At 66.5% G+C, this 23,724-nt stretch carries 26 protein-coding genes; 6 read left to right on the top strand and 20 right to left on the bottom strand.

Annotated elements, in window-relative coordinates; all coding sequences use genetic code 11:
• Window positions 1–26: 26 nt before the first annotated feature.
• From ACZK3J_RS08200 to surE, 5 genes are all read right to left on the bottom strand, one after another.
• A complete protein-coding gene (locus ACZK3J_RS08200; protein ID WP_049462717.1) occupies window positions 27–515 on the bottom strand; it encodes a YqhG/Tai3 family protein in 489 nt (162 codons plus the stop codon).
• 174 nt (window positions 516–689) lie between these two features.
• Entirely contained in the window at window positions 690–1,475 is a 786-nt protein-coding gene (locus ACZK3J_RS08195) for a peptidoglycan DD-metalloendopeptidase family protein (RefSeq protein ID WP_032130122.1), read from the bottom strand.
• Window positions 1,472–2,086, bottom strand: coding sequence for a YqaA family protein (locus ACZK3J_RS08190; protein ID WP_014036746.1), 615 nt, complete (start codon window positions 2,084–2,086; stop codon window positions 1,472–1,474). The genes ACZK3J_RS08195 and ACZK3J_RS08190 overlap by 4 nt, the downstream gene beginning before the upstream one ends.
• Window positions 2,087–2,104: 18 nt before the next feature.
• A complete protein-coding gene (locus ACZK3J_RS08185) occupies window positions 2,105–2,782 on the bottom strand; it encodes a protein-L-isoaspartate(D-aspartate) O-methyltransferase (protein WP_010485977.1) in 678 nt (225 codons plus the stop codon).
• Window positions 2,779–3,558 carry a 5'/3'-nucleotidase SurE gene (gene surE, locus ACZK3J_RS08180; protein ID WP_049462715.1) on the bottom strand — a complete coding sequence of 260 codons (780 nt, stop codon included), beginning with the start codon at window positions 3,556–3,558 and terminating at the stop codon, window positions 2,779–2,781. Before surE ends, ACZK3J_RS08185 begins: the two co-directional genes overlap by 4 nt.
• 209 nt (window positions 3,559–3,767) lie before the next feature.
• On the opposite strand from surE, the gene ACZK3J_RS08175 reads away from it, so the two are divergent.
• Window positions 3,768–4,307, top strand: a complete 540-nt coding sequence (locus ACZK3J_RS08175; RefSeq protein ID WP_180860893.1) for a Smr/MutS family protein — start codon at window positions 3,768–3,770, stop codon at window positions 4,305–4,307.
• Between the two features lie 69 nt (window positions 4,308–4,376).
• Here the strand turns inward: ACZK3J_RS08175 and truD are convergent, their stop codons facing one another.
• The 10 genes from truD to ACZK3J_RS08125 form a co-directional block, all read right to left on the bottom strand.
• Window positions 4,377–5,408, bottom strand: a complete 1,032-nt coding sequence (gene truD / locus ACZK3J_RS08170) for a tRNA pseudouridine(13) synthase TruD (RefSeq protein WP_478476741.1) — start codon at window positions 5,406–5,408, stop codon at window positions 4,377–4,379.
• A complete protein-coding gene (ispF, locus tag ACZK3J_RS08165; RefSeq protein WP_005409005.1) occupies window positions 5,405–5,902 on the bottom strand; it encodes a 2-C-methyl-D-erythritol 2,4-cyclodiphosphate synthase in 498 nt (165 codons plus the stop codon). Before ispF ends, truD begins: the two co-directional genes overlap by 4 nt.
• A gap of 34 nt (window positions 5,903–5,936) precedes the next feature.
• A complete protein-coding gene (gene ispD / locus ACZK3J_RS08160) occupies window positions 5,937–6,635 on the bottom strand; it encodes a 2-C-methyl-D-erythritol 4-phosphate cytidylyltransferase (RefSeq protein WP_049462713.1) in 699 nt (232 codons plus the stop codon).
• The gene (ftsB, locus tag ACZK3J_RS08155) at window positions 6,632–6,985 is read right to left on the bottom strand and encodes a cell division protein FtsB (protein ID WP_032130117.1); all 354 of its coding nucleotides are present in this window, start codon (window positions 6,983–6,985) and stop codon (window positions 6,632–6,634) included. The genes ispD and ftsB overlap by 4 nt, the downstream gene beginning before the upstream one ends.
• Before the next feature lie 4 nt (window positions 6,986–6,989).
• The gene (gene eno / locus ACZK3J_RS08150; protein ID WP_032130116.1) at window positions 6,990–8,282 is read right to left on the bottom strand and encodes a phosphopyruvate hydratase; all 1,293 of its coding nucleotides are present in this window, start codon (window positions 8,280–8,282) and stop codon (window positions 6,990–6,992) included.
• A 96-nt stretch (window positions 8,283–8,378) separates the two neighbouring features.
• Window positions 8,379–8,708, bottom strand: a complete 330-nt coding sequence (locus ACZK3J_RS08145) for a hypothetical protein (RefSeq protein ID WP_049400376.1) — start codon at window positions 8,706–8,708, stop codon at window positions 8,379–8,381.
• A complete protein-coding gene (locus tag ACZK3J_RS08140; protein WP_049462712.1) occupies window positions 8,708–9,055 on the bottom strand; it encodes a hypothetical protein in 348 nt (115 codons plus the stop codon). Before ACZK3J_RS08140 ends, ACZK3J_RS08145 begins: the two co-directional genes overlap by 1 nt.
• Window positions 9,052–9,882, bottom strand: a complete 831-nt coding sequence (gene kdsA, locus ACZK3J_RS08135; protein ID WP_014036736.1) for a 3-deoxy-8-phosphooctulonate synthase — start codon at window positions 9,880–9,882, stop codon at window positions 9,052–9,054. The genes ACZK3J_RS08140 and kdsA overlap by 4 nt, the downstream gene beginning before the upstream one ends.
• An 89-nt stretch (window positions 9,883–9,971) precedes the next feature.
• A complete protein-coding gene (locus ACZK3J_RS08130; RefSeq protein WP_032130113.1) occupies window positions 9,972–11,636 on the bottom strand; it encodes a CTP synthase in 1,665 nt (554 codons plus the stop codon).
• A gap of 401 nt (window positions 11,637–12,037) precedes the next feature.
• Window positions 12,038–12,271 (bottom strand): hypothetical protein, encoded by a 234-nt coding sequence (locus tag ACZK3J_RS08125; protein WP_005416022.1) that lies wholly within the window; start codon window positions 12,269–12,271, stop codon window positions 12,038–12,040.
• A gap of 172 nt (window positions 12,272–12,443) precedes the next feature.
• Here ACZK3J_RS08125 and parE point away from each other — a divergent pair, with 172 nt between their 5' ends.
• From parE to ACZK3J_RS08110, 3 genes are all read left to right on the top strand, one after another.
• Window positions 12,444–14,333 (top strand): DNA topoisomerase IV subunit B, encoded by a 1,890-nt coding sequence (gene parE, locus ACZK3J_RS08120; RefSeq protein WP_019338185.1) that lies wholly within the window; start codon window positions 12,444–12,446, stop codon window positions 14,331–14,333.
• Window positions 14,334–14,480: 147 nt separating this feature from the next.
• Window positions 14,481–15,059 carry a GNAT family N-acetyltransferase gene (locus ACZK3J_RS08115; RefSeq protein ID WP_049421510.1) on the top strand — a complete coding sequence of 193 codons (579 nt, stop codon included), beginning with the start codon at window positions 14,481–14,483 and terminating at the stop codon, window positions 15,057–15,059.
• A 109-nt stretch (window positions 15,060–15,168) separates the two neighbouring features.
• Entirely contained in the window at window positions 15,169–16,665 is a 1,497-nt protein-coding gene (locus ACZK3J_RS08110; RefSeq protein ID WP_277779304.1) for a S10 family peptidase, read from the top strand.
• A 372-nt stretch (window positions 16,666–17,037) separates the two neighbouring features.
• Here ACZK3J_RS08110 and ACZK3J_RS08105 read toward each other — a convergent pair whose 3' ends face one another.
• Both ACZK3J_RS08105 and ACZK3J_RS08100 read right to left on the bottom strand, forming a co-directional pair.
• Window positions 17,038–18,159 carry an inorganic phosphate transporter gene (locus tag ACZK3J_RS08105; RefSeq protein WP_006431323.1) on the bottom strand — a complete coding sequence of 374 codons (1,122 nt, stop codon included), beginning with the start codon at window positions 18,157–18,159 and terminating at the stop codon, window positions 17,038–17,040.
• A 13-nt stretch (window positions 18,160–18,172) separates the two neighbouring features.
• A complete protein-coding gene (locus ACZK3J_RS08100; protein WP_004152833.1) occupies window positions 18,173–18,799 on the bottom strand; it encodes a DUF47 domain-containing protein in 627 nt (208 codons plus the stop codon).
• 283 nt (window positions 18,800–19,082) lie between these two features.
• Here ACZK3J_RS08100 and ACZK3J_RS08095 point away from each other — a divergent pair, with 283 nt between their 5' ends.
• A complete protein-coding gene (locus tag ACZK3J_RS08095; RefSeq protein WP_134950615.1) occupies window positions 19,083–20,426 on the top strand; it encodes a hemolysin family protein in 1,344 nt (447 codons plus the stop codon).
• Entirely contained in the window at window positions 20,410–21,069 is a 660-nt protein-coding gene (locus ACZK3J_RS08090; protein ID WP_032128944.1) for an exopolysaccharide biosynthesis protein, read from the top strand. Before ACZK3J_RS08095 ends, ACZK3J_RS08090 begins: the two co-directional genes overlap by 17 nt.
• 92 nt (window positions 21,070–21,161) lie before the next feature.
• Here ACZK3J_RS08090 and ACZK3J_RS08085 read toward each other — a convergent pair whose 3' ends face one another.
• The 3 genes from ACZK3J_RS08085 to ACZK3J_RS08075 all read right to left on the bottom strand — a co-directional run bounded on the left by ACZK3J_RS08085 (window position 21,162) and on the right by ACZK3J_RS08075 (window position 23,713).
• Entirely contained in the window at window positions 21,162–21,659 is a 498-nt protein-coding gene (locus ACZK3J_RS08085) for a pyridoxamine 5'-phosphate oxidase family protein (RefSeq protein WP_478476738.1), read from the bottom strand.
• A 68-nt stretch (window positions 21,660–21,727) separates the two neighbouring features.
• The gene (locus tag ACZK3J_RS08080) at window positions 21,728–22,723 is read right to left on the bottom strand and encodes an LLM class flavin-dependent oxidoreductase (protein ID WP_049400370.1); all 996 of its coding nucleotides are present in this window, start codon (window positions 22,721–22,723) and stop codon (window positions 21,728–21,730) included.
• Window positions 22,724–22,945: 222 nt separating this feature from the next.
• Window positions 22,946–23,713 carry a sulfurtransferase gene (locus ACZK3J_RS08075; RefSeq protein ID WP_134950614.1) on the bottom strand — a complete coding sequence of 256 codons (768 nt, stop codon included), beginning with the start codon at window positions 23,711–23,713 and terminating at the stop codon, window positions 22,946–22,948.
• Between the last annotated feature and the right edge of the window lie 11 nt (window positions 23,714–23,724).

Below are 23,724 nucleotides of genomic sequence, written 5' to 3'. Positions count from 1 at the left end.
GTCGAGGCGTCGGGCGCGCCCCGGCGCTAGCCGCCAGAAGCGGTGCAGCGGAAGGCCGAGAACTGCTTCAGCCGCCCGATCAGGTTGCCGCTCTGGCCCCAGCGGATGTCCATGACCTTCCAGTCCTGGCCCTGCCTTTGCAGCAGGACACGGTCGGTCCAGCGATAGTCGCCCACCGCCATTTCGACGGGTACCCAACTGCCATCGCCGCTCGTCGCGGGCAGCCCCACCTTTACCGTTTCCGGCCGATCCGGCGCCATGAGATACGGGCTCTGGTCCAGCATGTGCGGCTTCTCGTCATGCGCGGCCAGCACCGCACAGGTCCGCTCGTAAGCGCGCTGCGCATCGATGGCTGAGCGCAGCGCATCGCCCAGCAACGGCGGAATGGTCGCTTCGTCCGAAGCCGGCGCCTGGACGGCCGCGTAAAGACGGGTGACCACGTCGCGCGGATCGCTGGCTGCGGAGGCCAGCGGCGCGACGATGAGCAACGCGAGAGTGGAAGCAGGACGGAGCATGGGGCACCGGATCGACTGGGACCGATCAAGAATGCCGGGTATCCCGTCCGCCGTGAAGGTGAGCCTGCGACACACAAGATCGCAAATGACCACTCTGCGGTACCCGGGTCGAGCATGGCTCGACTCTACAGGTCAGGAACGCCGGGCATGGCCCGGCGCTATCGCATCTGACGATCAGCGTGCCGGCAGGTACTGCTGCGGGTCGACCGGCTTGCCGTTGTAGCGAATCTCGAAGTGGACCATGTCGCGGTTCGCACCGGTACGGCCCATTTCGGCGATCTGCTCACCGGCCTTCACGCTCTGCCCTTCATTCACCAGGCGCTTGCGGTTGTGGCCATAGGCCGACAGCCACTGGTCGCTGTGCTTGATGATGATCAGCTCGCCGTAGCCCACCAGGCCGGCGCCGGAATACACCACCACGCCGTTGGCGGTGGCCTTGACCGCCTGGCCGCTGGTGCCGGCGATGTCGACGCCCTGCTTGGTCGCATCACCAGCCACGTAACGGCCAACGATGGCGCCATCAGCCGGCCAGCGCCAGGCGATGTTGCTCTTCACCGGACCGACCGGCGCCGGGGCCGGCGTGGTGCTGCCGCCACTGCTGCCACCGGAACGCGGCGGGGTGACCACCGTGGTGGGCGCGCGGCCGCCGCTGGCACCGGCCGGATACAGCCGGATCACCTGCCCCGGATAGATCGTCGAGGGGTTGTCCAGGCTGTTCCAGGCAATCAGGTCGGCCGGGGTGATGTCATGGATGCGGGCCAGCGCATAGATGGTGTCGCCCTTGCGCACCACCACGGTCTGCCCCGGCTTGGGTACCGAGGTCTTCGGCGTGGTCACACCGCCACCGGTGCTGCCACCACCAGGACGAACCACGGTGGCGGTGCCGCAGGCGGCCAGGGTGGAAACCAGCAACGCCAGCGCGCCGATGCGCACTCCCTTGCTCAGACGATCAGGACTCATGCGAACTTCGACCTCCATACAAGCCAGGCGATCAGCACCACCACCAGCGCGGTGGCGATCCAGCCCAGCGGTTCAATCCAGCGACGCAGTGCCGCTTCAGCACGCGCACCACCGATACGGATGACCGCAGCCAGCACGAACACGCGCTTGCCACGACCGATCAGCATGCTCAACAGGTACTGCGGCATCGGTACACCGACGATACCCGATGCCCACGTGAAGACCTTCATCGGGATGGGCATGAATCCGCCCAGCACCAGGAAGGTGAACACTGCCCACGGCGACTCGGCCATCTTCGCCTGCACGGTGGTGATGCCCTGCTCGATGGCCGGCAGCATACCCAGCGCCTCGAACAGCGGCTTGATCGCCTCGAAGGCGTAATGACCCAGCGCGTAGCCAACCAGTGCGCCGACCATCGAGCCGGCCAGGCTCAGGGTGGCGAACCACCAACCGCGCTTGGGCTGGGCCACGCACATCGGCGCCAGCATCACCTCCGGCATCACCGGGAAGATGATCGCCTCGAAGAAGCTCAACACCGTCAGGTAGGTCGGCGCGCGTTCGTGCGCCGCCCACTTCATCGCCCGCTCGTACAGCGGCCCGAAAATCTTCATGCAACCCTGCTCCGTGGATTAGTCGAGCATGCCAGACAGCAGCGGCACGAACGTGACCGGCGCCAGCACGTGTTGTTCGATGCTGCCGTCGGCCTTGCGGTCCAGCTGTACCAGCGACTGCGCCCCGGGGCCACCGACCGGCGCCACCAGGCGGCCGCCCTCGGCCAGTTGCTCGATCAGGGCGTCGACCAGTGCCGGCGCCGCCGCAGTGACCACGATGGCATCGAACGGACCGTGCTCGGCCCAGCCGACGCGACCGTCGTCATGCTTGGTGCGGATGTTCATTCCCAGCGCACGGAAGCGCTTGCGGGCCTGTCGCAGCAGATCGCCGATGCGCTCCACGGTGTAGACCTCCAGGCCCAGCGCACCGAGGATGGCGGCCTGGTAACCGGAACCGGTGCCGACTTCCAGCACCCGTTTCGGTGCGACCTGGAGGACCGCCTCGGTCATCCGCGCGACCACCCAGGGCTGCGAGATGGTCTGGCCGTGGCCGATCGGCAGCGCAGTGTCTTCATACGCGCGCGAGGCCAGTGCCTCGTCGATGAACAGATGGCGCGGCACCACCCGGATCGCATTCAAGGTCGGCTCGTCGACGATGCCGGCTTCGCGCAGGCGGTCGACCAGGCGGTCACGCACACGCTGCGAGGTCATGCCGATACCGACGGCTTCCGGTTGCAGGCGCAGGCGTGGACTCATGCCGGCTGGTCCAGCGCGGCACTGAGGCCGCCGACCCAGCTGGCCACTTTCTCCAGTGCCTGGTAGCGGGTCAGGTCCACCTGGATCGGGGTGATCGAGATATGCCCGGTGCGCACCGCATGGAAGTCGGTACCGGGGCCGGAATCCTGCTCACGGCCGGCCGGGCCGATCCAGTACACCTCGTTGCCGCGCGGGTCTTTCTGCGCGATGCAGCCTTCGGCGCGGTGGCGGTTGCCGAGGCGGGTGACCTCGAAGCCCTTGACCTCGCTCCACGGCAGATCAGGCACGTTGACGTTGAGGATGGTGTCAGCCGGCAACGGATCGGCCTTGAGCCGGGCAACGATCTCCACCGCAGCGCGCGCGGCGGTCTCGAAATGTTTCGGATCGTGGTTGCGGGAAACCAGCGAGACCGCCACCGCCGGCAGCCCGAGGAAGCGACCTTCCATCGCCGCCGAGACGGTGCCGGAGTAGATCACGTCATCGCCGAGGTTGGCGGCATTGTTGATGCCGGACACGACAATGTCCGGTTCGAACTCGAGCAGCCCGGTCAGCGCCAGGTGCACGCAGTCGGTCGGAGTGCCGGCCACCGAGACGGTGTAATGGTCGATGCGCTTGAGGCGGATCGGCAGGTCCAGGGTCAGCGAATTGCTGGCGCCGGAGCGATCACGGTCGGGCGCGACCACCGTGACTTCGTGTCCGGCCTCGCGCAGCACCGAAGCAAGCATCCGGATGCCTGCGGCGTCGACGCCATCGTCGTTACTGACCAGGATTCGCATCTTCGATTTAACCGCTTGATTTTCCAAGAATTCGATTCCGTCACCGTGCAGTGTGGGCGGGACCGCCGTACTCCCCTGCGGAAGCCGTCGACCCTGCAAGGGCATCGTCTATTGTGCCGCATGCGAGCCGCCGGTCCTACCCTGTCGGCGGTCATGACCGACATCGAACCGTCATAGGCAGACCTGCGCCGGCGGTTTACCCTGTGCGCATGTCGCACCCTGATGACGAAGATCCGGCCGCATTGTTCCGTGCGGCCATCGGCGAAGTGACGCCACTGCGCAAGGACGCCGAGCCGGCGCCTGCCGCGCCCCGGCCGAAGCCGCGCGCGCGCATGGCCGAACGTGACGAGGCCGAAGCCGCCGGCGAATTCGCTCGGCTACTGCGCGACAGTACGCCGCTGGAAGCCGGTGACGTAGCCAGCTATCGCCGAGACAATCTGCCACCACGCCTGTTCCAGCGCCTCAAGCGTGGCCAGTACTCGGTGCAGGACGAGCTGGACCTGCACGGCGCCACCGCTGCGCAGGCCGAGACGCTGTTGCGCCAGTTCCTGCTGGAGGCACATGCACACGACTATGGCTGCGTGCGCATCATCCATGGCAAGGGATTGCAGTCTGATGGCGGTGCGCCGGTGCTGAAGAACCTGGTCGATCGCCTGCTGCGGCTGCGCAACGACGTGCTGGCATTTCACTCGGCACCGACCGGACAAGGCGGTACCGGCGCGATGCTGGTGCTGCTGGCGCGCAGATGAAAAAGGGGACGGAGGGAATTAAGTCGTTTGTGCCACAAACGACTTAATTCCCTCCGTCCCCTTTTCCTGTCAGGCCTGAGAGGCGTCTTCGACCGGGCCGAGCTCGTGCAGCACGGCGGTGGCGTAGCAGCCCGGCGGCAGCGCGAACGACAGTTCCAGCACGTCGTCGGCCAGCCACTGGTGCTGCAGCAGCGCCGGGCGCAGGCGCAACGCGCGGCGCTCCTGCTTCAGCCGCGCGTCTTCCAGGCCGGCCCGCAGTGCCTTTGACTCCTCGTCGTCCAGCGCGGCCAGCTCCAGCGCATGTGCCGTTTCGGTGCTGCGCAGTTCACCCTCGCCCCACAGCGGCGCGCTGGGATGGATGTCGAAACGCGCCAGTCGCTCGGCCAGCACGTCGGTGTACGGCTCGGGGCCGAACACGCTGCGGCTGCCATCGAGCATCCACACTTCGCCATCGAGCGGCTGATCCCAGTTGCCCTGCTCCACGCGCGCGGCCAGCACGCGGTTGAACAGCGCCGAGCGGGCTGCAGAGAGCAGCAGCGAACGCTGGTCCTTGCGCATGCGGCGGCCACCGAACATCGCCAGTGCCGCCGGCACGTTGCCGCCGTCGCGGCCAAAGCGCTGTTCGCCGAACCAGTTCGGCAGGCCGCGCTCGGCAATCTGCTGCAGACGCTCGCTGATCGCCGTGGCATCACCCTGCACCTCGCGCAGCACCAGCTTGAAGCGGTTGCCGGCCAGTGCGCCACGCTGCAGCTTGCGGTTGTGCCAAGTGGCTTCGAGCACTTCGATCTCGTCACTGGCCAGCTCGGCCAAGTCCGGCGCGATGCGCTTGGGCAGGTGCACGCTGAAACGCTGGGTGGTGACCGCATGGCGATCCTTCATGCCGGCGTAGCTCACCGCCATTTCCGGCAGGCCTGCCCACTTGGCCAGCAGCTTGGCCACATGCACGGTGTTGGCACCGCGCTTGCGGATGTGCAGCAGCAGGTGTTCGCCTTCACCGGTCGCCTCGAAGGCCGGCAGTTCGTCAACCTGGAAATCGTCCGGCGTGGTGCGGATGCGCGCCGTCAGCAACGGTGCACCAAACGCCAACGGCAGCGGAATCATGCCGCCACCAGCAGTACCACCGCCTGTGCGGCGATGCCTTCGCCACGACCGGTGAAGCCCAGCTTCTCAGACGTGGTGGCCTTGACGCTGACTGCATCCAGCGGCAACTGCAGCAACCCACCGATGCGCTCACGCATCGCCAGCGCATGCGGGCCGACCTTCGGCCGCTCGCAGATCACGGTGATGTCGGTGTTGCCGACGCGCCAGCCACGCTCGCGCAGCAGGCTGTCGCAATGGCGAACGAAATCACTGCTGTCGGCGCCCTTCCAGCGGTCGTCGCTCGGCGGAAAATGCTGGCCGATATCGCCCAGCGCCAGCGCGCCGAGCATCGCATCGCACAGGGCGTGCAGGATCACGTCGCCATCGCTGTGCGCGAGCACGCCGCAGCTGTGCGGCACGTTCACGCCGCCGAGCATGATGTGATCGCCTTCACCGAAGGCATGGACGTCGTAGCCCTGGCCGATGCGGACGGGCGGGAACGGTGCGGTGCTCATGGATGCAACCCTTGCAACAGGGCCGCGCGGACGGTCAGCCGGCGCGGCGGGAAAGTACGAATTCGAACCGGTCCAGATCGGCCGGGGTGGTGACCTTGAAGTTGTCCTCGCTGCCTTCCACCAGCAGCGGGCGCTGACCCTGACGTTCCATGGCCATGGCCTCGTCGGTGACGTCAACACCGGCGGCCGCAGCGTCAGACAGCGCGCGGCTGAGCTGGTGGCGGCGGAACAGCTGCGGCGTCAGTGCGCGCCACAGGCGCTCGCGTGGCTCGGTGCCATCGATGCCGCCGTCGTCGCCAGCGCGCTTGAGGGTGTCGCGCACCGGCGCAGCCAGGATCGCCCCGACCGGGTCGGCACGACCGACTTCAAGCAGACGACCGAGATCGGCCAGCGACAGGTTCGGTCGCGCGGCATCGTGGACCAGCACGAATTCGTCGGCGCGCACCGAGTCCGGCAGCGCCTGCAGCCCGGCCAGCACCGAGGCGGCACGGGTCGCGCCGCCGATGCAGGTCAGCACCGGCTTGCCCGACCACTCATTCCAGCCCGGCCAGTCGGCGTCGTCCTGGCCGATCACCACCATCGCTCCGGCCACGGCGGGGTGCGCCAGCAGCGCGTCCAGCGTGTGGGCGAGCAGGATCTGCCCGCCCGCCTGCAGGTACTGCTTGGGCAGCGGCGCACCGAAGCGGGTGCCACGGCCGGCGGCCGGAACAACGACCCAGATCGCCGCGCTCATGGCACGTCTGCCGGGTGTTCGCCCGCCTGGGCAGTGACGCCGGCAGCAGGCTGCGCCGGGTGGACCGGCGCATCCTCGACCACGCGGTAGAACTTCTCGCCGGGCTTGATCATGCCCAGCTCGCTGCGCGCGCGTTCCTCGATGGCGGACTGGCCTTCCTTGAGGTCCTTCACTTCGGCAGCGAGCGCGTCGTTGCGCTGCTGCAGACCCTCATTGTCCCGCTCCTGGTTGGCGACCTGGGCTTCGAGCATCATCACTTCACCCGAGTTGCCAGGACCGAACCAGAAGCGGTACTGCAGCCAGCCCAGCAGCAGGGCCAGCACCAGCAGCATCCAGCGCCAGTCGCGCATCGGCTCAGCGCTTCAGCGAAACGAACGCGTCACGACCGGCGTAACGCGCGCCGGCGCCGAGGGCTTCCTCGATGCGCAGCAGCTGGTTGTACTTGGCCACGCGATCGCTGCGGCACAGCGAGCCGGTCTTGATCTGGGTGGCGGTGGTGGCCACCGAGATATCGGCAATGGTGGTGTCTTCGGTTTCGCCCGAACGGTGCGAGACGACGGCGGCATAGCCGGCGCGGTCGGCCATCGCGATCGCTTCCAGGGTTTCGCTGAGCGTGCCGATCTGGTTGACCTTGATCAGGATCGCGTTGGCGGTGCCAGAGTCGATGCCTTCCTGGAAGATCTTCGGGTTGGTCACGAACAGGTCGTCGCCCACCAGCTGCACCTTCTTGCCGATGCGGTCGGTCAGCAGCTTCCAGCCGGCCCAGTCGTTCTCGGCCAGGCCATCTTCAATCGTGATGATCGGGTACTGCGCGGCCCAGTCGGCGAGGAAGTCGACGAACTGCTCGGAGGTCAGGCGCTTGTTCTCGCCGACCAGGTTGTACTTGCCGTTTTCGAAGAATTCGCTGGAGGCCACGTCCAGGCCCAGCAGCACGTCTTCACCGGCGGTGTAGCCAGCCTTGCCGATCGCTTCGAGGATGGTGTCGAGTGCTTCGACGTTGCTGCGGAAGTCCGGTGCGAAGCCGCCTTCGTCGCCGACCGCCGTGCTCAGGCCGTGGCCCTTCAGCACCGACTTCAGCGAATGGAAGATTTCGGTGCCCGCGCGCAGCGCTTCGGAGAACGAAGTGAAGCCGACCGGCAGCACCATGAACTCCTGGAAGTCGACGTTGTTGTCGGCGTGCGCGCCGCCGTTGATGATGTTCATCATCGGCACCGGCAGCGACGGGGTCACGCCGGTCTTGGCGGCAAGGTACTGCCACAGCGCCTGCTTGTTCGATGCAGCGGCGGCGTGCGCGGCGGCCATCGAAACACCCAGCAGCGCGTTGGCACCCAGGCGGCCTTTGTTCTCGGTGCCGTCGAGGTCGATCAGGCGACGGTCGAGGCCGGCCTGGTCGGTGGCTTCGAAGCCCTTCAGCGCATTGGCGATGGTGGTGTTGACGTTGTCGACAGCCTTGCGCACGCCCTTGCCCAGGTAACGGGTCTTGTCGCCGTCACGCAGCTCGACCGCTTCCTTGGTGCCGGTCGAGGCGCCGGAGGGAACCGCGGCACGACCGAACGAACCGTCCTCCAGGATGACTTCGGCTTCCAGCGTGGGGTTACCACGGCTGTCGAGGATTTCACGGGCGTGGATGCTGCGGATCGTACTCATGGTCGGGCCGGTTACCTGTATGGAGAGGGGGCGACAAAACGAATGCCGCGTGATTATCCCCGGCTGCCCGCCACTTGCCAAATGGCGTGGGCGGCTTCAGCCCCAACTGGACCCGATCACGATCAGGATCATCGACACCAGCATCACCAGCAATGCACCGGCAATCGCTGCCAGGATGGGGCCACGCCGCCGTCGCCAGGCCAGCACCATCGCCACCGGGCTGCCCAGGAAGGACAGCACCATCGTGACCAGCGCGCCCAGCAGCCACCACTGCGTGGCCTGCACGCCGTTGTTTCCATCCCCCGGCGGCCGGAAACCGGACGTGAAGGCCAGCACGCCCACCACCAGGGCGATCCAGGTCAACACGGACAGCCCCAGGGCGATCAGGCCCCAGGGCCAGCCACGCGCCGATGTGGTCGTATTCATCAAAGCAATCCGTAGAACAGGGCGCCCAGCCACAGCGAGAGCAGGATGATCGCCAGGCCAGCCGTGACCTTGCCGCGATTCAGCCGCCAAGCCAGCACAGCGGCAGCGACGCATCCCACCGCACCGAGCAGCTCCGCCACCAGCAGCGCAATGAAGTACGCCCGCAGATCGAGCGCACTGCTGCCATCACCGGGGGGCCGCACCGACGCAGCGCCGATCAGTACCAGCCCGAACATGCCCACGGTGAACAGCACGGCCAGACCCAGTGCGATCAGGCCCCAGGGCCACCGTTTCCAGTGCCGGCGGTGACGCTGGGCTTCCAGCGCCCCCCGCGGGTCACGACTCACGCGAAGCGCGAGAAGCCGTGCTTCTTGGTCACCGCATCGAGTTCCATCAGGGTCTCGAGCAGCGCTTCCATCTGGTCCAGCGGCCACGCATTGGGGCCATCGGACAGCGCCTTGGACGGGTCCGGATGGGTCTCGGCGAACAGGCCGGAGATGCCCACCGCCACGGCGGCACGGGCCAGCACCGGCACGTGCTCACGCTGGCCACCGGAACTGGTGCCCTGCCCACCCGGCAGCTGCACCGAATGGGTGGCGTCGAACACCACCGGGCAACCGGTATCGCGCATCACCGCCAGCGAACGCATGTCGCTGACCAGGTTGTTGTAGCCGAAGCTGGCACCGCGTTCGCAGACCATGATCTGCTCATTGCCGGTGGCCTTGGCCTTCTCCACGACCGGCTTCATGTCCCACGGTGCCAGGAACTGGCCCTTCTTGATGTTGACCGGCTTGCCGGCCGAGCACACCTTGCGGATGAAGTCGGTCTGGCGGACCAGGAACGCCGGGGTCTGCAGCACGTCCACCACCGAGGCCACTTCGTCCATCGGAGTGTATTCGTGGACATCGGTCAGCACCGGCACGCCGATCTGCTTCTTGACCTCGGCCAGGACCTTCAGGCCCTCTTCCATGCCCGGGCCGCGGAATGCGGTGCCCGAAGTGCGGTTGGCCTTGTCGAAGCTGGACTTGAAGATGAAGTTGACGCCGAGCTTGTCGGTGACTTCCTTCAACTTGCCGGCGGTATCGAGCTGCAGCTGCATCGACTCGATCACGCAGGGGCCGGCGATCAGGAACAGGGGCTGGTCCAGCCCGACCTCGAATCCACACAGTTTCATGGCGTTTCCTTGTTGTCCTCGGCACCGGCCGGGCCGGTGCGCTGGGGGTTGAAGCGTGCAAGATGGGGGCCGGCGGCCCCCATCACAAGTCAGGCGCGGGCTTCCTGCAGCAGCTTGCCGCCGGCCTTGCGCTCGCGTGCGGCACGGATGAAACCGATGAACAGCGGGTGGCCGTCACGCGGCGTGGACAGGAATTCCGGGTGCGCCTGGCAGGCCAGGAACCACGGGTGCGCATCGCGCGGCAGCTCCACCACTTCCACCAGGGTGTCGTCCATCGACTTGCCGGCGATCACCAGGCCCGCATCTTCCAGCTGGGTGCGGTAGCGGTTGTTGAACTCGTAGCGGTGGCGGTGGCGCTCGGCAACCACGTCCTTGCCGTACAGCTCACGGGCCAGCGTGCCCGGCTTCAGGCGCTGTTCCTGCAGGCCCAGGCGCATGGTGCCACCGAGGTCGCTCTTGTCATCACGCTTTTCGACGTCGCCGGTTGCCGTGCGCCATTCGGTGATCAGGCCGATCACCGGGTTCGGCGACTGGCGGTCGTTCTCGGTGCTGTTGGCACCTTCCAGGCCGACCACGTTGCGGGCGTAATCGACGACGGCCGCCTGCATGCCGTAGCAGATGCCGAAGTACGGCACGTGCTGCTCGCGGGCGAACTTCGAGGTCAGCACCTTGCCTTCGAAACCACGGTCACCGAAGCCGCCCGGCACCAGGATGCCGTCGACATCGGCCAGTGCGGCCATGTCGGTGCCTTCCAGGTCCTGTGCTTCCAGCCACTTCAGGTTGACCTTGGTGCGCTGGCGCAGGCCGCCGTGCTTGAGCGCTTCGCCGACCGACTTGTAGGCATCCTGGTGGTCGACGTACTTGCCGACCACGGCGATGGTCACTTCGTCCAGCGGATGCAGGGTCGCATCGACCGCGTCTTCCCACATCGACAGATCGACCGGACCGACCTTGTCGGCCAGCTTCAGCTGGTTGACCACGATCTCGTCCAGGCCCTGCGCATGCAGGCCCGACGGAATGCGGTACAGGACGTCCACGTCCGGCACGCTGATCACCGCGCGCTCGGAAACGTTGGTGAACTGGGCGATCTTGCGGCGCTCCGAATCCGGCACAGCCTGTTCCGAACGGCACAGCAGCACGTCCGGCTGGATGCCGATCGAGCGCAGTTCCTTCACCGAGTGCTGGGTCGGCTTGGTCTTCAGCTCACCGGCGGCGCCGATGTACGGCACCAGGGTGAGGTGCATGAACAGTGCCTTCTCCGGGCCACGCTCGGTGCGCACCTGGCGGATCGCTTCCAGGAACGGCAGCGACTCGATGTCGCCGACAGTACCGCCGATCTCCACCAGCGCCACGTCGTAGCCTTCGGTGGCTTCGTCGATGCAGCGGCGGATCTCGTCGGTGATGTGCGGAATGACCTGCACGGTCGCACCCAGGTAGTCGCCGCGGCGTTCCTTGCGGATCACGTTCTCGTAGATACGACCGGTGGTGACCGAGTTCTTGCGGCTCAGGCGGGTGCGCACGAAGCGCTCGTAGTGGCCCAGGTCGAGGTCGGTCTCGGCGCCGTCGTCGGTGACGTAGACCTCACCGTGCTGGAACGGGCTCATGGTGCCGGGGTCGACGTTGATGTACGGGTCGAGCTTCATCATCGTGACCTTCAGGCCACGGGCTTCGAGAATGGCGGCCAGCGACGCGGCGGCAATGCCTTTGCCGAGCGAGGACACCACGCCGCCGGTTACGAAAATCAAGGGAGTCATGGCTGCAAGCATCCTGTCTGGAAATGGAAAACGGCAGCACCACGCGCGCCCGGAGGGCAGGCATGGTGCTCAGAGGGGGTTTTCCGGTTCGCTGTGGCAGCGAGGGAGGTGCGGATCCGTGCGACGGCAGGCGCCGGACGGGGACCACCGTGCGAGGTCGGGGCGACCGTGCCGGTCAAATCGACCGTCACCTGCGACCCGCCATGCTGGAAGCCACGCTTGGCCGCTCCAGCCCATTCGCAAATGGTGGACACGCACTTACTCCCGGAAAGCCATAGTTTACAGATTGATGGCCGCCAACCCAAGAGGCAGATGGCACGCCACTAAAAGAGAAACGCCCCGCAAAGCGGGGCGTTCCGGAGCGCAACCCTTGTCGCAAGGGCGCCTGGCAGGGGGCGGGATCAGCGCTTCTTGCGCGCTTCCTCTTCCTCTTCCTGCTGCGGGGCCGGCTGGCCCTGCGCCTTCATTTCGGCATTGGCCTGGGCCCGACGCTTGGCCTTGGCATCGGCCTCGGCCTGCGCCTTGTCGGCCTGGTCACCCTGCTGCGGGGCCGGCTGGCCGGCGTTCTGCGCCACCACCAGCGGCACTGCAACGGCGGCAGCGGCCAGGATCGCAATGGTCAGCAACTTCTTCATGAGGTCCTCCTCGCGGTATGGCTTGGATGTTTCGACCCAACGGGGGTCGCCGGTGTTCAGATTCCAGCAGCTGCCATTTTACCCCCTCTGCGTCGCCGAGACTGAACCGCAGGCGTGCAAAATCCCGTGCCAGACCCCACACTTGCCCGTCGCTCCAAGCTTTCGAAGACAGATGAACGCCCGTTATAACGCCGCCGATATTGAAGTCCTGTCCGGCCTTGACCCGGTCAAGCGCCGTCCCGGCATGTATACCGACACCGCGCGCCCGAACCACCTGGCGCAGGAAGTGATCGACAACTCGGTGGACGAGGCCCTCGCTGGCCACGCCCGCTCGATCGAGATCACCCTGTACAAGGACGGCAGCGTGGAGGTCAGCGATGACGGCCGCGGCATGCCGGTGGACATCCACCCGGAAGAGAAGATCCCGGGCGTCGAGCTGATCCTCACCCGCCTGCATGCCGGCGGCAAGTTCAGCAACAACAACTACACCTTCTCCGGCGGCCTGCACGGCGTCGGCGTCAGCGTGGTCAATGCGCTGTCGACCCTGGTCGAGGTGCACATCAAGCGCGAAGGTGCCGAGCACCGCATCACTTTCCGCAACGGCGACCGCGCCACCCCGCTGGAAGTGGTTGGCAGCGTCGGCAAGAAGAACACCGGTACCCGCGTGCGCTTCTGGCCGGACCCGAAGTACTTCGACACGCCCAAGTTCGCTGTGCGCGCGCTCAAGCACCTGCTGCGCGCCAAGGCCGTGCTCTGCCCGGGCCTGACCGTGAAGCTGACCGACGAGGCCACCGGTGAAGTCGATACCTGGTACTACGAAGACGGCCTGCGCGATTACCTGAAGCTGGAGCTGGGCGATCGCGAGATGCTGCCGGCCGAACTGTTCGTCGGCAACCTGAAGAAAGACACCGAGATCGTGGACTGGGCCGTGGCCTGGCTGCCGGAAGGCGAACTGGTGCAGGAAAGCTACGTCAACCTGATCCCCACTGCCCAGCACGGCACCCACGTCAACGGCCTGCGCACCGGCCTGACCGAGGCGCTGCGCGAGTTCTGCGACTTCCGCAACCTGCTGCCGCGTGGCGTCAAGCTGGCCCCGGAAGACGTGTGGGACCGCGTGTCGTTCGTGCTGTCGCTGAAGATGACCGACCCGCAGTTCAGCGGCCAGACCAAGGAACGCCTGTCCTCGCGCCAGGCCGCCGGCTTCATCGAAGGCGCCGCCCACGATGCGTTCAGCCTGCTGCTGAACCAGAACGTGGAGCTGGGCGAGAAGATCGCGCAGATCGCCATCGAGCGCGCCAGCGCGCGCCTGAAGACCGAAAAGCTGGTCGTCCGCAAGAAAGTCACCCAGGGCCCGGCCCTGCCCGGCAAGCTGGCCGACTGCATCAGCCAGGACCTGTCGCGCACCGAGCTGTTCCTGGTGGAGGGTGACTCGGCAGGCGGCAGCGCCAAGCAGGCGCGTGACAAGGACTTCCAGGCGATCCTGCCGCTGCGCGGCAAGATCCTCAACACCTGGGAAGTGTCCTCCAACAGCGTGCTGGCGTCGGAAGAAGTGCACAACCTGGCCGTGGCCATCGGCTGCGACCCCGGCAAGGACGACATTGCTGGCCTGCGCTACGGCAAGGTCATCATCCTGGCCGACGCGGACTCGGACGGCCTGCACATTGCCACCCTGCTCACCGCGCTGTTCCTCAAGCACTTCCCGGCGCTGGTCGATGCCGGCCACGTGTTCGTGGCGATGCCACCGCTGTTCCGCATCGATGTGGGCAAGCAGGTGTTCTATGCCCTGGACGAAGAAGAGAAGCGCTCGATGCTGGACAAGATCGAACGCGAGAAGATCAAGGGCGCGATCAACGTCACCCGCTTCAAGGGCCTGGGCGAGATGAATCCGCCACAGCTGCGTGAATCCACCATCCACCCCGACACCCGTCGCCTGGTGCAGCTGACCGTGGACGACGGCGAGCAGACCCGTTCGCTGATGGACATGCTGCTGGCCAAGAAGCGCGCCTCCGACCGCAAGGGCTGGCTGGAGAGCAAGGGCGATCTGGCTTCGCTGGAAGTCTGACCCGACGCGGGGCCGGATCCGTTTCCTGCAGGGAAACGGCTCTGGCCCCATCGCCCGGTAATGCCGGTTCATGTGCCCTTGGCATTACGCCCCCATCGGCAAACCCGGCGGCGCCATAATGCGCGTCCATCTGTGTGGACCATCGTATTGGCCAGCCACTCGCTGCTGTTCCCGGGCCTGCCGCTGCACAGCGCGCGCCTGGTCCTGAGCCCGATCCGCCGCGACGATGCGGCCGCCCTGTTCGCGATCCAGTCCGATCCGGACGTGATGCGGTTCTGGAACCACCCGGCGTGGACACGACCGGCCGAAGCGCGCGCGCAGATCGACGATGACCTGGCGGCACAGGCCACCGGCACCCAGCTCAAGCTGGCCGTGCGCGAAACGCTGGATGGCCCGTTGCTGGGCATCTGCGTGGTGTTCGCCCTGGATCGCGATGCCGCTCGTGCCGAGATCGGCTACCTGCTGGCCCCCGACAGGCAAGGCCAGGGCTACATGCACGAAGCGCTGCAGCATCTGCTGGACTACCTGTTCCAGACTCTGCGCCTGCATCGCGTGGAAGCCGAAGTCGACCCGCGCAACCGGCCCTCGGCACACGTGCTTGAACGGCTGGGCTTCCACCTGGAGGGCGTGCTGCGGCAGCGCTGGCGCATCCAGGGCGAACTGTCCGATTCGGCGGTATACGGCCTGCTGGCTGACGACGACGTGCGTACACCCCTGCCCGCTTGACCCAATCTGGCCAGTGGCGGCCTCGACGCGCGGCCATGCCTTTGGACACATACGACATGCCCTCCACCGGCCTAGCATCGGAACCCCCTTCCGCTGCCGATCCGGTGCCATGAAGTCCCTGCTGCACACTGCCGCGCTCTGCGTCGGCCTGCTCATCGCCCCAGCCAGCGTGCTGGCCGCGCCCGACGCCGAGGCCAAGCCCGATCCGAAAGACGACAAGACCGAAGCGCCCGCGCTGCCCGCCGATGCGTCGGCCCGCCAGAGCATGCGCCTGGCCGGCCGCACCCTGGACTACACCGCCACCGTCGGCACCCTGCCGGTACGCGATGCCAAGGGCAAGGTGATCGCCGACGTGGTGTTCACCGCCTACACGATGCCGGGCAAGGACCGGCCGGTGACCTTCGCGCTCAATGGCGGCCCGGGTGCATCGTCGGTCTACCTCAACATGGGCGCGATCGGGCCCAAGGTGGTCACCTTTGGTTCGGAGGGTGACAGCGCATCGGCGCCGGCCACCCTGCACGACAACCCCGGCACCTGGCTGGACTTCACCGACCTGGTGTTCATCGACCCGGTCGGCACTGGCTTCAGCCGTGCACGCATCGGCGATGACGAGGCGAAGAAGCAGCTGTACAACCCCAGCGCCGACATCGAATACCTGTCGCGCTCGATCTACGACTGGCTGCTGCGCAACCAGCGCATGGGTGCACGCAAGTACCTGACCGGCGAGAGCTACGGCGGCTACCGCGGCCCGCGCATCACCCACTTCCTGCAGACCCGCCTGGGCGTGGCAATGAACGGCCTGGTGCTGGTGTCGCCCTACCTGAGCCCGACCCTGGAAGACAACGCCGATGTCTCGCCGATGGCGTGGATGCAGACGCTGCCGTCGATCGCTGCAGCGCACCTGGAGCGCCAGGGCAAACTGACCGATGCGGCGATGCGCGACGTGGTGGACTACACCCGTGGCGACTACGCGACTGCGCTGATGAAGGGCCGCAGCGATCCGCAGGCGACCGAGGCGATGCTGCGCCGGGTGACCGAGCTGACCGGGCTGGACCCGCAGTTCGTGCGCCGCGCCGGTGGCCGACTGGAGACGCAGGCCTATCTGCGTGAGGTGTTCCGCGACAAGGGCACGCTGGGCAGCCGCTACGACTCCAACGTGACCGCGTTCGATCCGTTCCCGAATGATCCAGAACAGCGCGCCAACGATCCGCTGCTGGACAGCATCATTGCGCCGACCACCACCGCGATGGTCGACTTCGTGACGCGCGTGATCGGCTGGAAGGTGGATGCACGCTACCAGGCGCTGAACTACGACGTGAACCGGCTGTGGGACCGCAACGGCGAGCTGCGCCAGGGCGCGGTGACCCAGCTGCGGCAGGCGGTGGCGATCGATCCGCATCTGCAGGTGCTGATCGTGCATGGCTGGAATGATCTGTCGTGCCCGTTCATGGGCTCGATCCTGACGGTGGACCAGATGCCGGCGATGGGCAGCAATCCGGACCGGGTGCAGGTGCGCAGTTATCCGGGCGGGCACATGTTCTACAGCCGGGCGGACAGCCAGGCGGCGTTCCGCAGGGATGTGCAGGCGTTGTTCCAGCGCAACTGAGGGTGGTGGTGGCCGGGCCTGCGGCCCGGCACCCGCTGGGGATCAACTGCCACTGCAACAGCAAGAGCTGGCATTCCGTGGGTTGGCGGGGTGGGATGGGCAGGCGGGGGACGGCAAAAACTGCTCCTGCGTGCCTCGTAGAGCGCCATCCATGGCGCTCTGCGCCCCCGCCTGCCCATCCCACCCCGCCTTCGACAGTTTCCGTGCGCTGTTGGTGGGTGCCGACCGTTGGTCGGCACGGGGGCGGATCCCTGTTTCTGCTCTGGTAGGTGTCGACCTTGGTCGACACGATGTGTCCGGAAGAATTCTCTGCCCATGAAAAAAGCCCGCCGGTATCCGGCGGGCTTTTTCGTGTGCACCTTGGCGCGGCGATCAGGTCCAGCCGAACAGTTCGAACAGCTTCAGGATCAGGTACGCGCAGCCGCCGGCAGCCGGGATGGTCAGAATCCAGGCCCAGACGATGCGTTCGATGACGCCGAACTTCAGCGAGCGCGGGTTCTTGGCGAAGCCGACGCCCATGATCGCGGTGGAGATGCTGTGCGTGGTCGAGACCGGCATGCCGAAGTGGGCGGCCAAGGTCAGGATGGTGGCCGAGCTGGTCTCCGCGGCGAAGCCGTGGATCGGATGCAGCTTGACCATCTTGTGGCCCAGGGTCTTGATGATCTTCCAGCCGCCCGAGGCGGTACCGGCCGCCATTACCACCGCACAGGTCAGCACGATCCACATGGCGATGCCGTCACCGGCATGCGCATCCGGGTGCATGAAGGCCAGCCAGGACGGCAGGTCGTTCAGTGCGCCGGTGGCTTCGGCACCGATCAGTGTCATGGCGATGATGCCCATGGTCTTCTGCGCGTCGTTGTGGCCGTGGGCGAAGCCCATGTAGGCCGCCGAGGCGATCTGCGCCTTGCCGAAGAAGGCGTTGACGATGCGCGGGCGGGCCAGACGACCGATGGCACCACCGATCTTGGCCAGGCCGGCAATCAGGCCCCACAGCAGCACCATCACCACGATGCCGAGCAGGAAGCCGGCGATCGGCGAGGTGATCATCGGCACGAACACCTTCCACAGCAGGCCCTTGTTCTGCGCCCAGCTGCCCAGGCGCTCGGACCAGATCAGCGCGTCCCAGTTGTTGTGGGCAGCGGCCAGGCCGGCGCCGCAGAGGCCACCGATCAGGGCGTGCGAGGACGACGACGGCAGCCCCTTCCACCAGGTGATCAGGTTCCAGATGATGCCGCCCAGCAGGGCGCACAGGATCACCTGCGGGGTGACGTCGACGACGTTGGTGTTGAGCAGGCCGGAGGCGATCGTCAATGCGACGGCCGTACCGGTCAGCGCACCAATCAGGTTCATGAAGGCGGCCAGCATCACCGCCCAGCCGGGCGAGAGCACCTTGGTCGCGACCACGGTGGCAATGGAGTTGGCGGTGTCGTGGAAGCCGTTGATGAACTCGAAGACGAGCGCGGCCAGGATCACCACCAGGACAAGGGTCAACATGCGGCGGCGTCCGTCAGCTGTTCTTCAACACGATCTGGTACGCCACCACGCCGGCCTCGCGGCAGCGGTCGATGGCCTTTTCCAGGATCTCGAAGAATTCCTTCAGCAGGAACATCTGCAGGTTGTCCAGGCGGCCCGAGTAGATGTCGCGGTACAGCTCGAGCATCAGGCGGTCGGCCTCGTTCTCCAGCGAACGCAGCTTCTCGTTGAGAGCGGTCATCCGGTCCAGGTTCATGTGGCGCAGGTCGGCCACCATCTCCACCACCACGCCGGCAGCCTGTTCCAGCATCGCCGCGCGCGGCGCGAAGTCGATGTGCTCCAGGTGGGTCGTGGCCAGCGAATAGCGATCGGCGAACTTCTCGATCTGCTTCGGGATCTTGTACAGCGCCGAGCCCAGCGCTTCGATGTCTTCGCGCTCGATCGGGGTCATGAAGCTGTCCACCAGCGCCTGGCTGATCTTGTCCGAGGCCGCGCGTTCGCGCAGGCGGGCCAGCTTGAACGCGTCCAGCGCGGGCTGGCGGTCGGCCTCGCGCAGCATGGAATGCAGCGCCTTGGCGGCGTCGGAAGCCGCGACGGCAGCCTCATCGAGCAGGGTGTAGAACTGTTTGCCGGAACCGAAAATGGTCTGCAGAGAGAACATTGAGAAACCTGTCAGCCGTCGCGGGAAGGACGGCACCAGACGGAATTATGACGGCTAGATGACCATCACGGGTATCCCTGCCCCCTTCCGGGGCTCTGGAAGACCCAACCTGAACAGGCGGTTGCCACCCTGCCACGCCCCTTTGCTAAGATGCCAGCGCGCCTTCGGGCGCACCTTATGGACGACGACCCTTACCCCCCTGCGCCGCGCCGGACCCTGTTCCTGAGCGCCAGCCGCCATCGCAAGCACCCGCCCTCCCTGCCACCAACCGGGGACGACGCCCGTGTTTGAGATCCTGATAGTTTTGGCCCTGATCGTGTTCAACGGCTTCTTCGCCATGTCCGAAATGTCGGTCATGACCTCGCGCAAGAGCCGCCTGAAGCAGATGGCCAGCACTTCCAAGCGCGCCGCCAAGGCGCTTGAGCTGTCCGAGAAGCCGGAGAACTTCCTGTCCACCGTCCAGATCGGCATCACCCTGGGCGGCATCCTGACCGGCGTGTACGGCGGTGAGGCCATCGGTAACAGCATCGCCCACCACCTTCAGGTGTTGTTCCCGTCGCTGGCCGACACCATCACCCTGTTCGGCAATCCGCAGCCGCTGTCGAACCTGATCGGCAAGACGCTGGCCGTGGCGCTGATCACCTTCCTGACGCTGATTTTCGGTGAGCTGGTGCCCAAGCGCCTGGCCATCACCCGTTCGGAAGACATCGCTGGCATGGTAGCCCTGCCGATGGGCTGGCTGGCCCGAATTGCATTCCCGGCCGTGTGGCTGCTGTCCCATTCGACCCGCTTGGTCCTGCGCCTGATGGGGCTAGGCAAGGACGAAGTTGCCTCGGTGACCGAAGAAGAGATCCGCATGCTGGTGGCCGAGAGCCACGAGGCCGGTGTGATCGACGCCCACGAGCGCGACATGATGAACCGCGTCATGCGCCTGGGCGACCGCACCGCCGACAGCCTGATGACCCCGCGCAACCGCATCGCCTGGCTGGATACCCAGGCTGGGCTGGAGCGCAACCTGGAAATCATGGCCGAGCACGAGTTCTCGCGCTACCCGGTGCTGCGCGACAATGACATGGACGTGGTCGGCGTGCTGGAACTGAAATCGCTGGCCACACGCATGGCGCGTGGCGACAACGCGCTGTTCCAGACCCTGCGCGAACCGCTGTACGTCTCCGAATCGACCCACGCGATGAAGCTGCTGGAGATCTTCCGCGAGGAACAGCAGTCGATGGCGCTGGTGGTGGACGAGTACGGCGAGATCCAGGGCCTGGTGACCATCAGCGACCTGATGGGCGCGGTGGTCGGCCGCCTGCAGGCGGTGGAGAACGCCGATGAAGATGCGTTGGTGGTGACCCGCGAAGACGGTTCGCTGCTGGTGGACGGCTCGCTGCCGATCGAGGACCTGCGCGAGCTGATCGGCAGCAACGATCTGCCCGATGCCGAGGATGGCGATTACTACACGCTGGCCGGCATGTGCATCCACTACTTCGGCCGCATCCCGCACGCGGGCGAGTACTTCGACTGGGCCGGCTGGCGCTTCGAGGTGGTCGACCTGGATGGTGCGCGGGTGGACAAGCTGCTGCTGCGCACGCTGTCCGACGAGCAGGCCGATGAGCTCACCGCCTGAGGCCGGCCAGGGTCCGGGCGTTGAGCGCCCGGCCTACCGTAACGAGGGCATCCGCACCCTGCTGGAGATGTTCGCCTCCGGCGACCCGGCCGAGCACATGCCGCTCGGCCAGATCCTGTGCAACCTGCAGCAGAGCGCGTTCGGCGTGTTCCTGTTCGTGGCGATCCTGCCATCGTTCATCCCGATCCCGGGCATGGGCGGCGCGGTCAGCGGCCCGCTGGTGATCCTGATCGGCCTGCAGATGCTGTTCTGCCTGCGCCGGCCGTGGCTGCCCGGCTTCATCGCCCGCCGCGGGCCCAAGCGCGGCACCATGCACCGCTTCCTGGACCGCATCGACCGCCCGCTGCGGCGGTTGGACAAGATGCTGAAACCGCGCCTGCCGCAGCTGCTGACACCGCTGCCGGCGCATGCCTTCAGCGGCCTGCTGCTGGTGTTGCTGGGCCTGCTGCTGTCGTTGCCGATTCCGTTCACCAACTTCCTGTTCGGCTTCCAGCTGCTGCTGTTCTCGCTGGCACTGCTGGAACGCGATGGCGCGCTGATGCTGTTCAACTGGATCGCGGCGCTGGCGGCGATCGCGTTCTTCGGTTTCAGTTCGGGGCAGCTGGTGGGCTACACGGTGGAGCTGTTCCAGCGCTGGTTCTGAGCCGGAATCCGGTAGAGCCGGCCGCTGGCCGGCTGCCACGTTTCGAGGTTTGCCGGCCAGCGGCCGGCACTACCAATACCGGACATCGGCCATCATCGAAGGTCGATGAATCCGTTGTCGGCCAACGCCGCCGGTTCGTCCTGCACGGCTGACAGCACGAAACTCAGCGCTGTGCCCAGCAGCGTGCCCGGTCCATCCCAGTACTCGGCCGAGTCGGCGCGCACCTGGATCAGGCGCAGGTTCGGGTCGTCCTTGCCGCCCGGGAAGAACAGCTTCATCGCTGGCGACCACAGTTCCTCGATCTTCGCGCGATCATCAACCACGCGCGCGCGCCCGGCCACCGACACACAGGTGTTCTTCGATGGCGAGGCATAGGCCACGTTGACGCGCGGGTCGAGCGCAATCTCGGCCACCTTCGGGCTGTCGGCAGTGATGACGAACCACAGATCACCGTCGAAGGTGACCTGCTGGGTGGCCAGCGGCCGGCTGTAGAGGCGGCCGTCGACGCCGGTGGTGGTGAACATCGCCACCTCCACGTCCTTGATCAGTTCTGCCAGCTGGGCAATGTGTTCGGCGCGGGTGTCGGCCATGTGGGGGCTCCTTCGATATGAGCCCCCATCAGACGCGGTTCGGCCGCAATGGGCCGTGACGCAATTGTTCAGCCCGCGTGGCGGGCGTGCCAGGCCTGCATCGCCAGTTCGAACGAGCGCAGGCGCGCACGGTGGTCATACAGGTTGGCGGTGAGCATCAGCTCGTCCGGCTTGTGGCGCTCGACAAACGCGGCGATGCCTTCCGCCACCTGCTGCGGATCCCCCAGCACGGTGCAGGCCAGTGCCCGCTCCACGCCCACTTTTTCGTGCGGCTCCCAGAAGGACTCGATGTCGTCGATGGGTGCCGGAATCTTGCCCGGTCGGCCACGACGCAGGTTCACGAAACTCTGCTGCTGGCTGGTGAACAGGCGCCGCGATTCGGCTTCGCTGTCGCTGGCAACGACGTTCAGGGCCAGCATCGCGTGCGGCTGCTTCAGCGTGGCCGAGGGGCGGAACTCGCGTCGGTACACCGCCAGCGCTTCGTCCATCACGTCCGGTGCGAAGTGCGAGGCGAACGCGTATGGCAGGCCCATCGAGGCGGCCATGCGCGCACCGAACAGGCTGGAACCGAGGATCCAGGTCGGCACCCGCAGGCCACCACCCGGAACCGCCTGCACCGCCTGCCCGGGCTGTACCGGTTCGAAGTAATGCAGCAGCTCGCGCACGTCCTGCGGGAACTGGTCGGCGCTGTCGAAATAGCGGCGCAGTGCACGCGCGGTCGGCTGATCGGTGCCCGGTGCACGGCCCAGGCCGAGGTCGATGCGGTCCGGATACAGCGAGGCCAGCGTGCCGAACTGCTCGGCCACCTGCAGCGGCGCATGGTTGGGCAGCATGATGCCGCCGGCACCGACGCGGATGCGCTTTGTGCCACCTGCCACGTGACCGATCAGCACGGCGGTGGCCGCGCTGGCGATGCCGGGCATGTTGTGGTGTTCGGCCAGCCAGTAGCGGCGGTAGCCCAGCGCATCGGCGTGCTGGGCCAGTTCCAGCATGTTGGCGAAGGCAGCGGTGGTGTCACTGCCCTCGCAGACCGGGGCCAGGTCAAGGATCGACAACGGGATCATCAGCAGTTTTCCGTCACAGGATCCCCCATGCATGGGGTCGGTCGGGCGCGGCGGCCAGTGACGGTGGCGGGATGCTGATTCCCGTGGGACGGGTTCAGGGCCCGCCGGACCGATCCGGGGTGCCCTGATCCGCGCCAAGCGCGATTGGTAGTGCCGGCCGCTGGCCGGCATACAGGTAGATCGCTTCGCAGCCGGCCAGCGGACGGCTCTACCAAGGAAGCGTCAGAACGCGCTGGGGCGCGGCTCCGGCAGCGGCTGGTCGACCATCGGCTTCAGCTCGGCATCCAGCGCCACGCGCTCGTCGAACACGAAGCAGCGGCCTTCGTAACCTTCGCCGCCCACCTCCTCGAAGTAGCCGAGGATGCCGCCGTCGAGCTGCAGCACATTGTCCATGCCATCGTTGACCATCCACAGCGCGGCCTTCTCGCAGCGGATGCCGCCGGTGCAGAAACTGACCACGGTGCTGTCCTTCAGCGCTTCGCGGTGCGGCGCCAATGCCTCGGGCAGGTCGGTGAACTTGTGGATGGGCAGCACCAGCGCATCCTTGAAGGTGCCGTACTCCACTTCCTGCAGATTGCGCGTATCGAGCATGACCACCGGCTTGCCGGCGTCATCATGCCCCTGCCGCAACCAGCGCTGCACGGTAGCCGGATCGACCGCCGGTGCACGCGGATACTCCAGCGGCTGGCCGTCATCACGGCGGAAGCTGATGATCTCGTCCTTCACCTTGGCCTTCAGCCGCGCGAACGGCTGATGCTCGCTCAGGCTGGTCTTGACCCGCATATCGGCAAAGCGCGCATCGGCATGCAGCGCCGCATAGAAACTTTCGACCGCCTCCGGCGCACCGGCCAGGAACAGGTTCAGCCCCTCGCCCGCCACCAGGATCGTGCCGCGCAGCTGCGCCGCCTCGGCACGCGCCAGCAGCTGGTCACACAAGACCTGGGGAGCGTCGATGACGGCGAAATGGTAGGCAGCGGTATTGGCGATCATCCCGCTATTTT

Source organism: Stenotrophomonas sp. 86428_Sma (assembly GCF_056481585.1).
Note: the sequence above shows the minus strand (reverse complement) of the source record. Positions and strands in the feature narration are given on the sequence as shown.

Coding starts and splice junctions, on each gene's coding strand:
- ispD (WP_049462713.1), bottom strand. CDS start 6,635: ATGAGCGCGGCGATCTGGGTCGTTGTTCCGGCCGCCGGCCGTGGCACC.
- ACZK3J_RS08075 (WP_134950614.1), bottom strand. CDS start 23,713: ATGATCGCCAATACCGCTGCCTACCATTTCGCCGTCATCGACGCTCCC.
- ACZK3J_RS08190 (WP_014036746.1), bottom strand. CDS start 2,086: ATGAAGATTTTCGGGCCGCTGTACGAGCGGGCGATGAAGTGGGCGGCG.
- ACZK3J_RS08090 (WP_032128944.1), top strand. CDS start 20,410: ATGAGCTCACCGCCTGAGGCCGGCCAGGGTCCGGGCGTTGAGCGCCCG.
- ACZK3J_RS08125 (WP_005416022.1), bottom strand. CDS start 12,271: ATGAAGAAGTTGCTGACCATTGCGATCCTGGCCGCTGCCGCCGTTGCA.
- ACZK3J_RS08195 (WP_032130122.1), bottom strand. CDS start 1,475: ATGAGTCCTGATCGTCTGAGCAAGGGAGTGCGCATCGGCGCGCTGGCG.
- ACZK3J_RS08110 (WP_277779304.1), top strand. CDS start 15,169: ATGAAGTCCCTGCTGCACACTGCCGCGCTCTGCGTCGGCCTGCTCATC.
- ACZK3J_RS08085 (WP_478476738.1), bottom strand. CDS start 21,659: ATGGCCGACACCCGCGCCGAACACATTGCCCAGCTGGCAGAACTGATC.
- ispF (WP_005409005.1), bottom strand. CDS start 5,902: ATGAGCACCGCACCGTTCCCGCCCGTCCGCATCGGCCAGGGCTACGAC.
- ACZK3J_RS08175 (WP_180860893.1), top strand. CDS start 3,768: ATGTCGCACCCTGATGACGAAGATCCGGCCGCATTGTTCCGTGCGGCC.
- ACZK3J_RS08080 (WP_049400370.1), bottom strand. CDS start 22,723: ATGATCCCGTTGTCGATCCTTGACCTGGCCCCGGTCTGCGAGGGCAGT.
- kdsA (WP_014036736.1), bottom strand. CDS start 9,882: ATGAAACTGTGTGGATTCGAGGTCGGGCTGGACCAGCCCCTGTTCCTG.
- ACZK3J_RS08105 (WP_006431323.1), bottom strand. CDS start 18,159: ATGTTGACCCTTGTCCTGGTGGTGATCCTGGCCGCGCTCGTCTTCGAG.
- surE (WP_049462715.1), bottom strand. CDS start 3,558: ATGCGAATCCTGGTCAGTAACGACGATGGCGTCGACGCCGCAGGCATC.
- ACZK3J_RS08200 (WP_049462717.1), bottom strand. CDS start 515: ATGCTCCGTCCTGCTTCCACTCTCGCGTTGCTCATCGTCGCGCCGCTG.
- truD (WP_478476741.1), bottom strand. CDS start 5,408: ATGATTCCGCTGCCGTTGGCGTTTGGTGCACCGTTGCTGACGGCGCGC.
- ACZK3J_RS08145 (WP_049400376.1), bottom strand. CDS start 8,708: ATGAATACGACCACATCGGCGCGTGGCTGGCCCTGGGGCCTGATCGCC.
- ACZK3J_RS08185 (WP_010485977.1), bottom strand. CDS start 2,782: ATGAGTCCACGCCTGCGCCTGCAACCGGAAGCCGTCGGTATCGGCATG.
- ACZK3J_RS08100 (WP_004152833.1), bottom strand. CDS start 18,799: ATGTTCTCTCTGCAGACCATTTTCGGTTCCGGCAAACAGTTCTACACC.
- eno (WP_032130116.1), bottom strand. CDS start 8,282: ATGAGTACGATCCGCAGCATCCACGCCCGTGAAATCCTCGACAGCCGT.
- parE (WP_019338185.1), top strand. CDS start 12,444: ATGAACGCCCGTTATAACGCCGCCGATATTGAAGTCCTGTCCGGCCTT.
- ACZK3J_RS08130 (WP_032130113.1), bottom strand. CDS start 11,636: ATGACTCCCTTGATTTTCGTAACCGGCGGCGTGGTGTCCTCGCTCGGC.
- ftsB (WP_032130117.1), bottom strand. CDS start 6,985: ATGCGCGACTGGCGCTGGATGCTGCTGGTGCTGGCCCTGCTGCTGGGC.